Annotated in this window: 15 protein-coding genes; 10 read left to right on the forward strand and 5 right to left on the reverse strand. The window is 54.7% G+C overall.

Going from position 1 to position 11,085, the window contains the following annotated elements:
- Positions 1-8: 8 nt before the first annotated feature.
- The gene (locus QJ48_RS08900) at positions 9-596 is read left to right on the forward strand and encodes a GNAT family N-acetyltransferase (protein WP_054973277.1); all 588 of its coding nucleotides are present in this window, start codon (positions 9-11) and stop codon (positions 594-596) included.
- 121 nt (positions 597-717) lie between these two features.
- Here QJ48_RS08900 and QJ48_RS08905 read toward each other — a convergent pair whose 3' ends face one another.
- The 5 genes from QJ48_RS08905 to QJ48_RS08925 all read right to left on the reverse strand — a co-directional run bounded on the left by QJ48_RS08905 (position 718) and on the right by QJ48_RS08925 (position 3,629).
- A complete protein-coding gene (locus QJ48_RS08905) occupies positions 718-969 on the reverse strand; it encodes a hypothetical protein (protein WP_054973278.1) in 252 nt (83 codons plus the stop codon).
- A 54-nt stretch (positions 970-1,023) separates the two neighbouring features.
- Positions 1,024-1,623, reverse strand: coding sequence for a sterol desaturase family protein (locus QJ48_RS08910; RefSeq protein WP_054973279.1), 600 nt, complete (start codon positions 1,621-1,623; stop codon positions 1,024-1,026).
- 160 nt (positions 1,624-1,783) lie between these two features.
- Positions 1,784-2,404 (reverse strand): sporulation-specific diadenylate cyclase CdaS, encoded by a 621-nt coding sequence (gene cdaS, locus QJ48_RS08915; protein ID WP_054973280.1) that lies wholly within the window; start codon positions 2,402-2,404, stop codon positions 1,784-1,786.
- A gap of 156 nt (positions 2,405-2,560) precedes the next feature.
- Positions 2,561-3,301, reverse strand: a complete 741-nt coding sequence (locus QJ48_RS08920; RefSeq protein WP_237762856.1) for a MerR family transcriptional regulator — start codon at positions 3,299-3,301, stop codon at positions 2,561-2,563.
- A 139-nt stretch (positions 3,302-3,440) separates the two neighbouring features.
- Positions 3,441-3,629, reverse strand: coding sequence for a YqaE/Pmp3 family membrane protein (locus QJ48_RS08925; RefSeq protein WP_010500852.1), 189 nt, complete (start codon positions 3,627-3,629; stop codon positions 3,441-3,443).
- A gap of 223 nt (positions 3,630-3,852) precedes the next feature.
- Here QJ48_RS08925 and QJ48_RS08930 point away from each other — a divergent pair, with 223 nt between their 5' ends.
- From QJ48_RS08930 to QJ48_RS36775, 9 genes are all read left to right on the forward strand, one after another.
- Positions 3,853-5,973, forward strand: coding sequence for a BglG family transcription antiterminator (locus QJ48_RS08930; protein WP_054973282.1), 2,121 nt, complete (start codon positions 3,853-3,855; stop codon positions 5,971-5,973).
- A gap of 31 nt (positions 5,974-6,004) precedes the next feature.
- Positions 6,005-6,451 carry a PTS sugar transporter subunit IIA gene (locus QJ48_RS08935; protein ID WP_054973283.1) on the forward strand — a complete coding sequence of 149 codons (447 nt, stop codon included), beginning with the start codon at positions 6,005-6,007 and terminating at the stop codon, positions 6,449-6,451.
- Positions 6,448-6,711 carry a PTS sugar transporter subunit IIB gene (locus QJ48_RS08940; RefSeq protein ID WP_054973284.1) on the forward strand — a complete coding sequence of 88 codons (264 nt, stop codon included), beginning with the start codon at positions 6,448-6,450 and terminating at the stop codon, positions 6,709-6,711. The genes QJ48_RS08935 and QJ48_RS08940 overlap by 4 nt, the downstream gene beginning before the upstream one ends.
- A 20-nt stretch (positions 6,712-6,731) precedes the next feature.
- Positions 6,732-8,027 (forward strand): PTS ascorbate transporter subunit IIC, encoded by a 1,296-nt coding sequence (locus tag QJ48_RS08945; protein WP_054973285.1) that lies wholly within the window; start codon positions 6,732-6,734, stop codon positions 8,025-8,027.
- Between the two features lie 64 nt (positions 8,028-8,091).
- The gene (locus QJ48_RS08950; RefSeq protein ID WP_054973286.1) at positions 8,092-9,084 is read left to right on the forward strand and encodes a phosphotriesterase; all 993 of its coding nucleotides are present in this window, start codon (positions 8,092-8,094) and stop codon (positions 9,082-9,084) included.
- Positions 9,085-9,096: 12 nt separating this feature from the next.
- A complete protein-coding gene (locus QJ48_RS08955; RefSeq protein WP_054973287.1) occupies positions 9,097-9,837 on the forward strand; it encodes a creatininase family protein in 741 nt (246 codons plus the stop codon).
- Between the two features lie 22 nt (positions 9,838-9,859).
- The gene (locus QJ48_RS08960; protein WP_054973288.1) at positions 9,860-10,594 is read left to right on the forward strand and encodes an SIS domain-containing protein; all 735 of its coding nucleotides are present in this window, start codon (positions 9,860-9,862) and stop codon (positions 10,592-10,594) included.
- A 49-nt stretch (positions 10,595-10,643) separates the two neighbouring features.
- Entirely contained in the window at positions 10,644-10,913 is a 270-nt protein-coding gene (locus QJ48_RS08965) for an HPr family phosphocarrier protein (protein ID WP_054973289.1), read from the forward strand.
- The coding region (locus tag QJ48_RS36775) for a phosphoenolpyruvate-utilizing N-terminal domain-containing protein (RefSeq protein ID WP_157261570.1) at positions 10,913-11,085 on the forward strand (173 nt) is incomplete at its 3' end. The genes QJ48_RS08965 and QJ48_RS36775, both read left to right, overlap by 1 nt.

Consider the following 11,085-nt stretch of genomic DNA (forward strand, 5'->3'; position numbering starts at 1 on the left):
ATGAACCTATGACAACGGATATGGTGCAATCCATCTATTATAATCAAGCGTCTGATGCATTACGACGTGAGATTGCTATCATTTTACATCGGGTTTGGCCGGATGCTTGTCCAATGCCGGGTGCAACGATTCCGGAAGCTCACGATAAAGAGTTTAATGTATGCTCATTTTATTCCTGCATAGATGGAAAACTGGTCAGCTATGCAGGTGTGGTGCATAAGACGATTATGCACGATGGACAAACATTCAATATTGCCGGACTTAGCTGCGTGGCTACAGATCCCGAGTTTTATGGTCAAGGGTTAGGTTTACGTACAGTTGCTGCCGCCACTCAATGGATTGAAAAGCAAAGCGTTATAGATTTTGGCATATTTACGTGTAAACCATCTTTAGCTTATTTCTATAATCGTGCCGGCGCTTGGTCTATCGTTCCAGATGTGGTACTGGTTGGCAGTCGGGATGAGGGGGCTTTATCTAGCGAATCCTTGGACGTTATCGTTTTGATGCGTCTGTTTTCAGAGAAAGCTAAAGCGAATGAATCACAATTGCGTCACACCACGATTAATCTTGATTTTCCTGTTGGCGAGTTTCTATAATAGTCAAGAAAGTCTTGCTATAAAGAACCCGGACCCAACCGAAGAAGAGCTGAGCAAGCGTTGAGCCTGCGCAAAAACGGCCCGAGGCGCATATGTTGCTGCCTTCGGGCCGTTTTTTTCATCAGCGTATGTGACGGGATGTACCGTTATACCGATGGGTGCCGCGCTTCCAACGCAGGCGAATGAGCGTTTCGATAGCGATATGGATATATAGGAAATAAATCCACGGCTCCAGATGAAAATCGGGACTTCTCAGCTTTTTCTTGATGAAATCGGTGGTCAGAGGATTGTTCAAGCCGTACTGATAGACGGCATAAGCTCCAATCGCCAACGCCAAGACGATTACAAGCGCTCTTACGCTGCTCTTGCCCATCGGAAATACCTCCTCATTAGACGATTGATCCGTCTCAATCCGCTTGCCCCCCGTTTACATGTTCTCCGTGCTGCTGTCCAGAGAGCGCTTCGCCGCTTTGGCATCCGGCGCCACTTTGTTCGTTCCCATGACAACGTCCATGACCGGGTTGGATACGCCGTACCATGCGTGCTCATCCAAATAGTGATGCAGCAAATGCTTCTTTTTCAACCATTTGCCCCAAGGCGTGAGAGGCACGATAGGGCGGTGGGAAACAAAATGCTTCCATTGGTAATACATCTGGCAGAGGACCGTCCCGAAGACGACCGACAAAGCCAGATGAAGCTCTCCCGTCAGTGTCCAAAAAAGCAGCAGCAGCAAGGGATACGTAACAACCTCGTACCAGACGGAACCGAACAAATACCGGTCGTCGTTCGGATGCTGATGATGCGCCACGTGCCCTTCATAAGCCTTCGGAAGCAGGGCGGGGAGTTCATGCATGATATACCGATGCACGACGTATTCGATCAGTCCGAACAGCACGATTCCGCCCGCAATGGCGAGCCATGTCAGCGAAGAACCGTAAGTGATACCTACCCCCGTTCCGCTCAGCACAATCAGGATCATCAGGAACACGATTAACCGGAATTGCAAAAACTCTAGAACATACTTCAATCGTCATACACCTCATCCGTCGAAAGCGCCTTTTGAAAGCGAGCCCGCATAAAAGGCATCTCTTTGTAGTATATATACAAACCTTTAGACGGCCCCGGACGGAGAAGCCCTTCAAATTGGTTACAAATTCACGGAAAAAATGGACAGGACGTATTTTCGATTAAACGGGAGAGGGGATGGAGAAAGGATAGAGATGGCCGTTCAGGCAAAAGGAGGTTTTCCCGGTCTCCTCGGATACGACGATGATTAAGGCATCGGTCCGCTCCGACAGTCCGATGGCGGCGCGGTGACGGGTTCCCAGCTTTTGATTGGGGAAGGTGCGTTCGGTCAGAGGGAGGATGTTGGCCGCCGAGACGATCTGATTGGAGCGTATAAATACGGCCCCGTCGTGCAGCGGGCTGCCCGGAACGAAGATGGACTCCAGTAAGGAACTGGTAATTTCTGCGGACAGAAGGATGCCGGGGGTGATCCACGAATCGATGCTGTCTTCCCGCTGGATGACGATGAGGGCGCCTTGGCGTTTGAGACTCAGATGGTTCACCGAACGGGAAATCTCTTTATACTTGCTCGTATAGGGAGAAAGAAAACAGTTCAAATAATAGGTTGAAGCAAGCGCTCCCGTCTTGGAGAACCGCTTGGAAATGTGTTCGATCTCGTTAAGCAGGCACGTGTTGACCTCGTCCAGGCTGGAGACGACTTGTCCGATGCTGTGAAGGATATCGGTCAATTGTTCCTTAAGTTCCTTTTTTAAAGGGGAAACGTCACAGTCCATATGTTCCATCTGCGAATCCCATCCTTTCCATGGTTTAGCTTAACCGATCCAAAAAGCGATTATTCGAGGTTTGTTCTTGCGAGGGAGGAGGGGGAATAGGGTCCGACAACGAAAAAAAGCAGCCCCGAAGTCATCCGGGAATGACCTGCGAAGCTGCCCTTCATACTATTTCCGGTTCGTGTCCGCATAAACGGCCATCGCATCGCGCATAAATTTCGCCAATCCGTCTCCGAAGCGGTCGATGTTTTTGGTAAAACGCTCATCATCTACATACATTTGCCCCAAGCATTTGAAGGCTTCGAGCGAGTAAGAGCCCATTTGGTTCAATAGATCGTACCATTCTTTAATGGCCGTCTGCGCCTCCGCGGAATCCGGCGAGCCGCTGCGAAGTTCGGCAAGCTTCGTGTAGAGGGCATTCATGGTGTTGGCCATCGCTTCCTGTTCGTCTTTCGACATGGATCCGACTTTGGCATTGGCCTTGTCGACCGCTTCATCGCCCCAGCGTTCGCGGGCTTCTTGTTCATAAGGATTACGGCTAATGTCAAAGCCTTCGAATTTTTCTTTTGTCGTCATCTGAATTTCTCCTTTCGCATGACGAATCGTTTTATCGATCGTCGCAATCATTTTGTCGAGTTTGCTGCGTTTGTCGAGCAGCATGTTCCGGTGCAGCTCCAGCGCTTCCATACGGTCAAAGGAAGGACTGTGAATAATTTCTTTGATTTTCGTTAAAGGGAAGTCAAGTTCTCTGAAAAATAAGATTTGCTGCAGCATTTCGAGATTTTCGTCGGAATACAAGCGATACCCGGCTTCCGTCGTCCCATCCGGGGTCAACAGCCCAATCGCATCGTAATGATGAAGTGTGCGCACACTGATACCGACTAAATCCGCAACCTCTTTCACCTTCAAGGAATCGTCGCGACCTCCTTTCAACAATCACTATAGAGTATAACGTAACGTTAGAGTCAACAAGAAAATCCAAACCTAAAACCAAAAAACACTTCCGATGAGAGAAGTGTTTTTGCGGCGACCCGCTTCCTATATCAAATTACCTGTACATGTTCCGGGACATTCTTTCCATCCGTTGATCCTGTTTGCGCTCGTGAACGACCAGACAAGCATGAATGGCGCCCGGCAGCCAGAAGAAGAGCGTCAGAATGAAGTTGAGCAGAGCCTGTATCGGCTTTCCGCAAAATAGAACGGCGACAGGAGGGAGCAGTATAGCTAGAAGATACATCCGAATAACCTCCTTTTAGGTTAGTTATTGTTTTATACGAGATTAGGAATGAAAAGTTTCCGGAAAGCGACAGTGCAATTTTTGCACGGAACGGACGACAATAGTTGTTCTGTTTTTGGCGTGAAGGCCGATTGTATAATAAGGGCGTCAGATAACATACTAGATTTGAAAGATAGACTGACGGAAGGGGGGATGGGCGATTCTGGACCAAAGGCGCGCCGGCATGCTCGCCATGCTGCAGGAAACCGGAGATTACGTGTCCGTCCGCGAAATCATGAAGAGATTCGATATCTCCAAGCGGACGGTCTACTACGATCTGCAAGCCGTCAACGAATGGCTCTCGGACCACGGACTTACTCCTGTCGAATATGTTCGCGGCCGGGGGTATCTGCTGCCGGAGGAAAGCCGCTCCCGCATCCCTTCCATGGCGCATGAAGTTGAGAAGGACGATTATTACTTGTCCCCGCGGGAACGGAAAGCCTGGGTGGCGATTCAATTGCTTACCCGCAGGGGACCGCTGTTTATGCAAGAGATCACGGACTTTTTGTTGGTCAGCCGCGGAACCGGGTTGAACGAGCTGAAGCAGGTGAAGAAAGAGCTTGCCGCTTTTCAGCTTGAGGTCGTGTTCGATAAAAAGAACGGTTACAGCGTCGAAGGGAAAGAGGCCGACCAGCGCAAGGCGTTGTCGTACTTTATGTCCCAAGTGCTCCATCACGTCAGCTGGAAAAGCTTCGTCTCGCAGTTCCAAGGGCTGGTCAATGCCAACGTGGTTCACCGCAAGCTTCCGTTCTTCCAAGAGGAACAGCTCGCGGAAGTGTACGAGCTCGTCACCCGCTGCGAGAAAACGCTCGGGCTGGAATTCACCGACGATATGGTGTTTAGTCTCACCACCAGATTGCTTGTTTACGCGAACCGGCTCCAACAGGGACACCGCATTACACTCGATGCCGACGAAAAAGAGGCATTGAAGCAAACGCCGGAATACGCCGGGGCCGTCCAACTGGCGGGCGAGCTCGGACGGATGTTCGACCTTGAATTTCCCGGGGATGAGGTTTGCTACTTGACCCTTCAGCTGTTGGGGGCGCGGGTGAACCGGGCCAGCGGCGGGGAGGTGTTGGCCGATCCCGGCAAGGATGCCGACGCCGACGAAACCGTCCTGCTGTTAAAGCGGTTGATCCGGCAAATGATCGATTTGTTCGAGCGGCATGCGTGCATTTTCTTTCAGCACCGAGACGAGTTGGAGCAGCGGCTGCTGATCCATTTGAAGCCGGCCTATTACCGGATCAAATTCGGGCTGGAGATCGACAATCCGCTCGCGGAAGCGATGAAATCGAAATACGGGGAAATATTCGAGATTTCCAGAAAATGCGTAAAACCGCTAGAAGAGTATTTGGGGAAACCGGTCGACGACAATGAGGTCGCCTACCTGGCGATGCATTTCGGAGGCTGGATGCGCCGGGAAAACGCCATGCCCGTCCGGCGAAAAAAAGCAGCGATCGTATGCGTCAACGGCATTTCCGCCGCGCGCATGCTAAGAATCCAGCTGGAGCAGCTGTTCCCGGCACTGGATATTGAAGCGGTCTTATCGCTCCGGGATTATGAATCGTTTCCGGCGGAATCGGTAGATCTGCTGTTCTCGACCGTTCCTTTGCAGGACAGTCCGGCGCCGGTGTTTACGGTGCATCCCATTTTGTCGGATGCCGACAAAGCGCACCTGCTTCATCAGGTGAACCGGGTTTCGGGGCAGATGGATGCGCCGCAGGGCCGCTCCGCACAGGCGATTCTGGAGATGGTCCGGAAGTACGCCCGGATCTCGGACGAAGAAGGTCTGCTGCGGGAGCTCCAGCGCTACTTGTCCGCCGAACGCGCTCCGGCGGCGGTGGAAGAGAAGCCATCGCTCGCCAGCTTGCTGCCGCCGGAGCACCTGGTGCTGCGGAACGAGGCGGGCGATTGGAAGGACGCGATCGGGCTGGCGGCCGGGCCGCTGCTGCGCAGAGGCTTCATCGAACAGCGGTACGTGAAAGCGATGATCGCCAAAGTCGACAGCTACGGACCGTATATCGTCGTCAGCCCGGGGGTGGCTATCGCTCACGCGAAGCCGGAAGAGGGCGTCCGGCGGCTGTGCATGAGCCTGCTGAAGCTGGAGCGCGCCGTCCCGTTCGGCCCGGAGGCCCGTCATCAGATCCGGCTCGTGCTGGTGCTCGCCAGCGCGGACGGCGAATCGCATTTGCGGGCGCTGTCCCAGCTGACGATGCTGCTACGGGAGGAAGAAACCAAGGATATCCTTCTCAAGGCACAGACCGCCGAACAGCTTGCCGGACTGATCCGGCAGTACACGTCATAGCAAGGAATCGTAGCAGGGAGGAGAGAAACGGATGAAATTTTTGGAAAAGGAACTGATCGGTCTCGATGTGGAGGTGCAATCGGCGGAGGAAGCGATTCGAGCCGCCGGCTCGCTGCTCGTCAGCGGGGGGGCAGCCGATGCCTCCTACGTCGAGGCGATGGTGCAGGCGTACCGCGACAAGGGGCCGTATTTTGTGCTCGCGCCGCACATTGCCTTGCCGCACGCGAAAGCCGAGGACGGTGTCCATGAGGCGTCCGTCGCTTTCATCCGGTTGAAACAGCCGGTCGTGTTCGGCCATCAAACGAACGATCCGGTGGATCTGGTTTTCGCGCTCGGTTCGGCCTCCAATGCCGACCATATCGCCTTGCTGCGCAGGCTGACGCTGATTTTGAACGACCCGAACCATGTGCAGTGTTTCAGGGAAGCCAGAAGCCCGGAAGACATCGAAAACATCATCTTGAGGAGGAATGAAGCATGAAAATTTTATGCGTATGCGGTTTAGGTCAAGGAACGAGTTTGATTTTGCGGATGAACGTGGAAAGCGTGCTTAGGGAATTGGGTGTGAACGCCGATGTGGAGCATACGGACGTTTCTTCGGCCTCCGGCATGGCCGCCGATCATATCATCACCAGCAACGAGCTGGCGCAAAGCCTGCAGGGGCACTCAGCTAATATCGTCATCGTGAACAACTATTTTGATCTGAACGAAATTAAAGAGAAATTGAAAGACACCATCTAATCCTTAAAGGGGGATTTTACATGGAAGTCATTTTTTGGATTGCGACCAACGTCTTCGGTACGCCGGCCATTTTGCTCGGATTCATCGTACTGGTCGGTCTCCTGCTTCAGAAAAAGACGACAAGCCAGGTGATCAGCGGGACGTTCAAGGCCGTCATCGGCTTCCTTATTATCGGTGCGGGAGCGGGCGTCATCGTCAATGCGCTCAACGTATTCGAGCCGATGTGGAAGGAAGTGTTCGGGCTGCAAGCCGAATCGCTCGGCCAATTTATGGGGCAGCAGACGTTCAACTCCAAATTCGGCAGCGCGGTCACGCTGGCGATGTTCATCGGCTTTTTGATCAACGTCATGCTCGCGCGGTTTACGAAGTTTAAATTCATTTACTTGACCGGTCACATGATGTTCTGGACATCGACCGTATTCGCAGGCATCGTGGTCCATTCGGCAGGCAACGTTTCTTTCGGCAAGCTGGTCTTGTTCCTATCGATTATTCTCGGTCTGTATTGGACGCTGCAGCCTGCGCTCACCCAGCCGTTCGTCCGCAAAATTACGGGCAACGACAACATCGCCCTCGGGCATACGTCGGCATCGGTTGCGCTGCTTGGCGCGCTGCTCGGCAAGTGGTTCGGGAACAAAGAGAACGACGCGGAAAAAATCAAAGTGCCGAAGGGCTTCGAGTTTCTGCGCGACTCCAACGTCATTACGGCGCTCAGCATGGGGATGCTGTTCCTGATCGGCGCGATCGTCGTCGTCATGAAAGACACGCCGGGCGCGAAAGAGCTGGTCGCCAAAGCGGGCGAGCAGAACTTCATCATCTACGCGATGCTTCAATCGCTCACGTTTGCCGGCGGGATTGCAATCGTTCTCATGGGCGTGCGCATGTTCATTGGCGAGCTGGTGCCGGCGTTTAACGGGATCGCCACCAAGATCGTTCCCGGCGCGAAGCCTGCGCTCGATTGCCCGGTTACGTTCCCTTATGCGCCGAACGCCGTCATTCTCGGGTTTATGGGAGCCTTTGTCGGGGCTCTGATCTGGCTCGTCGTTCTCGGCAACACGGTCGCTTACATCTTCGTGCCGACGATGATCGTGCTGTTCTTCCACGGCGCTACGGCAGGCGTCTTCGGCAACGCGACCGGGGGAGCGCGCGGTGCGGTGCTCGCCGGCTTTGTCACCGCAACCGTCGTCGCTTGGGGCCAGTACGCGATGGTCAAATTTTTCATCGCTTCGACGATTCCGGACACGGCCATGTGGGCGGCAGACTCCGACATGTTTATTATCGGGCCAATCATCAGCCTGCTTGCGAAGCTGCTGTTTTAACCAAAATCGCCATTCGGCCCCGGCCGGTTCGCCGGCCGCGGCGCGATAAGGAGGTCACAGAGAGATGAGTTTCGTTCGGACTTTGCGTGGAGATATCCCTAAGGAGCAGCTTGGCTTTACGTATTCCCACGAGCATATCGTTTGCCGTCCGGCCTTCTGGGCGGAGCGGGGAGAAGATGACCTGCTGCTGGATGACAAGGAAAAATCGAAGCTGGACGTGCTGGACTTCAAACGCCACGGCGGCCAAACGATCATCGACGCCACCGCTGTCGATTACGGGCGCGACGTCGATGCGGTGTACGCCATCATGGAGGAAACCGGCGTTCAGATCGTCGGCACGGCCGGCTTCAACAAAAGCTTTCTGTGGAACGCGAAAGTGAAGGAAGAGCTGAAGCCGATCATCGGCAATTACAATACGTACTACGAGTGGATCGATGCGAAAAGCATCAACGAGCTGGCGGATTTCGTCATCCGCGAAGTGGAGGAAGGGCTGGAAGGAACGCCGTTCAAGGGCGGTCAAGTGAAGTTCGGCACCGGCTACAACCGGATTACGCCGCTGGAGGAGAAGACGCTGCGGGCCGTGGCCCGGGCGCACCACGAGACGAAAGCGCCGGTCCACTCCCATACGGAGGTCGGCACGATGGGCCTGGAGCAGATTGAGCTGCTGCGGAGCGAGAACGTGAATCTGGCTTATGTCAGCTTCGGCCACATGGACCGGAATCCCGATCCGTATTACCACGAGCAGATGGCGAAAACCGGCGCCTACCTGTGCTTCGACGGCATTGCCAAGATCAAATACGCGCCGGAGAGCACGCGGATCCATCTCCTGCTGGAGCTGGTGCGCAAAGGGTATGAGGACCAAATTCTGATCAGCGGCGATACGGCCCGGAAAACGTACTACAAGCACTACGATTACGGGCTCGGCCTGGAATATATCATCGCCAAATGGGTGCCGCGCTTTATCGACGAGGCGAACAAGGCCGGGTTCGACGGGGATAAGCTGGTGGAAAAGTTTTTCGTGACGAATCCGGCGAACTGCTTCGCCTTTAAACGGTGAGGAGGTCCGGCCATGCAGCTGCAATACGAAAATTCGTTTGACGTCAAGGAGAAAATCGTCCGGGCGCAGGCTGCGATTTTGCCGATCGGCGCTGTAGAAGCGCACGGGCCCCATCTTCCGCTTGGGACGGACAATCTGCTGGCGGAGCGGCTGGCCGCCAAGCTGGCAGAACGGACCGGCAGCTTCGTTCTGCCGACATTGCCTTACGGCCAGGTATGGAGCCTGCGGAATTTTCCGGGCAGCATCAACGTGTCCAACGAGGCGCTGATCGCTTTGTTGAGCGATATCGGCGAAAGTTTGTTCCGGCAAGGCTTCCGCATCTTCGTCATGCTGAACGGCCATCTCGGCAACGCCACGGCCTTGAAGGAAGCGGCCCGAAAGCTGGCGGAACGGGTGCCCGAGCTGAAGGTTTATTACTTCTTTTATCCCGGTGTCAAGGACATCACGGCGCATGTCCGCGAGTCTTCCAGCAGCCATGCTTCGTATTTTCACGCTTGCGAGATTGAAACCTCGTATATGCTGTACATGGCCGGCGAGCATGTCGACATGAGCCGGGCGATCTGCGACATACCCGACATCGGTGTGGAAGCGGACTGCACGCCTACCCCGTGGGAAACGTTCACTTCGACCGCCGTTCTCGGCGACGCGACGCTGGCCACCCCGGAGAAAGGGCGGGCTATCCTGGAGACGAGTCTCGACGTCATGGCCCGTATCGTGAACGATGCCAAGCAGCGGCAGCAACCCACACCCTAAAGAAAAGCAGGTGAAGGCAGCAATGATCCAAACGTACTTCAATCATATCCGGCACATGCTGAACCAGGTGGAAACGACCGAAACGGCTGCGATGCGGCAGGCTGCGGAACGGACGGCCGACTGCATCATTAGCGGAGGTATCGTTCATTTGTTCGGATGCGGCCACTCGCATATTTTGACGGAGGAAGTGTTTTACCGCGCAGGCGGCTTGGTCCCGATCCGGCCGATCTTCGTGGAGCCGCTCATGCTGCACGAAGGGGCGGTCCGCTCCTCGGAGCTGGAAAGGCAGAACGGACTGGCCCGCACGTTTATGGAGGAGCAGGACATCCGTCCCGGCGAGGTTGCGTTCGTGCTGTCCACCTCCGGGCGCAATCCGGTTCCGGTCGACGTCGTGCTGGCGGCGAAGGAAAAAGGGGCATTTACGATCGGCATTACTTCGCTTGAGTATTCGCAAAGCCAGCCTTCGCGGCATACGAGCGGCAAGCATCTGTACGATGCCGCGGACTTGGTCCTTAACAATTATGCGGTTAAAGGCGATGCGGTGTTGAATCATCCGGACGTTCCGATTCCGTTCACCCCGACGTCCACGGTAATCGGAGCCGCGCTGCTCAATGCCGTGCTGGCTTCGGCCATCGAACGAATGGCGGAACGAGGGTTCCAGCCGCCGGTCTTCCTAAGCGGCAATATCGACGGGGCCGACCGCCACAATGCTGCCTTGATCGAACGGTATAAGGAGCGCATCCCGCTTTTGAACTAATTGATATCCCATTAAATATATAAACATTATAGGTTAGGAGGCATGCCGCATGGTGACGAAAGAGATAATCATACGAAACGAACAGGGCTTTCATGTACGGCCGGCCCAACTGTTCGTAGACAAGGCTAGCGAGTTTCGCTCGGACCTCAAGGTGCGCAGCGAGAGCGGTGAAGAAGCCGACGGGAAAAGCATGCTGGACCTGATGACCCTTGGGCTGGAGAAAGGTGCCCGCGTTACTTTGGAAGTCAGTGGCCCGGACGAGCAGGAATGCTTGCAGGCATTGGCCGAGCTGATTAAAAGCAAGTTCGGTGAATCGTGATGAGGGAGCAGCGGATTTCAGGCATCGGAGTGTCGGAAGGCGTGCGGATCGGAAGCGCGCTGCGGTATTCGCCGGGATCGGCGGAAGGCATGGAGCCGGAACGCGAAAGCATCGGTCCGGATGAGGCGGCGGCGGAAACGGCAAGGCTGCGTCAGGCGAAGGAGGCCTGCAC

The organism is Paenibacillus sp. A3, assembly GCF_001399685.1.
In the GTDB taxonomy this organism is placed as follows: Bacteria; Bacillota; Bacilli; order Paenibacillales; family NBRC-103111; genus Paenibacillus_G.

Bases quoted from the DNA above. Each gene is read 5' to 3' on its own strand.
- QJ48_RS08900 (WP_054973277.1), top strand. From the start codon at position 9: ATGACAACGGATATGGTGCAATCCATCTATTATAATCAAGCGTCTGAT.
- QJ48_RS08905 (WP_054973278.1), bottom strand. From the start codon at position 969: ATGGGCAAGAGCAGCGTAAGAGCGCTTGTAATCGTCTTGGCGTTGGCG.
- cdaS (WP_054973280.1), bottom strand. From the start codon at position 2,404: ATGGAACATATGGACTGTGACGTTTCCCCTTTAAAAAAGGAACTTAAG.
- QJ48_RS08925 (WP_010500852.1), bottom strand. From the start codon at position 3,629: ATGTATCTTCTAGCTATACTGCTCCCTCCTGTCGCCGTTCTATTTTGC.
- QJ48_RS08930 (WP_054973282.1), top strand. From the start codon at position 3,853: ATGCTCGCCATGCTGCAGGAAACCGGAGATTACGTGTCCGTCCGCGAA.
- QJ48_RS08935 (WP_054973283.1), top strand. From the start codon at position 6,005: ATGAAATTTTTGGAAAAGGAACTGATCGGTCTCGATGTGGAGGTGCAA.
- QJ48_RS08940 (WP_054973284.1), top strand. From the start codon at position 6,448: ATGAAAATTTTATGCGTATGCGGTTTAGGTCAAGGAACGAGTTTGATT.
- QJ48_RS08945 (WP_054973285.1), top strand. From the start codon at position 6,732: ATGGAAGTCATTTTTTGGATTGCGACCAACGTCTTCGGTACGCCGGCC.
- QJ48_RS08950 (WP_054973286.1), top strand. From the start codon at position 8,092: ATGAGTTTCGTTCGGACTTTGCGTGGAGATATCCCTAAGGAGCAGCTT.
- QJ48_RS08955 (WP_054973287.1), top strand. From the start codon at position 9,097: ATGCAGCTGCAATACGAAAATTCGTTTGACGTCAAGGAGAAAATCGTC.
- QJ48_RS08960 (WP_054973288.1), top strand. From the start codon at position 9,860: ATGATCCAAACGTACTTCAATCATATCCGGCACATGCTGAACCAGGTG.
- QJ48_RS08965 (WP_054973289.1), top strand. From the start codon at position 10,644: ATGGTGACGAAAGAGATAATCATACGAAACGAACAGGGCTTTCATGTA.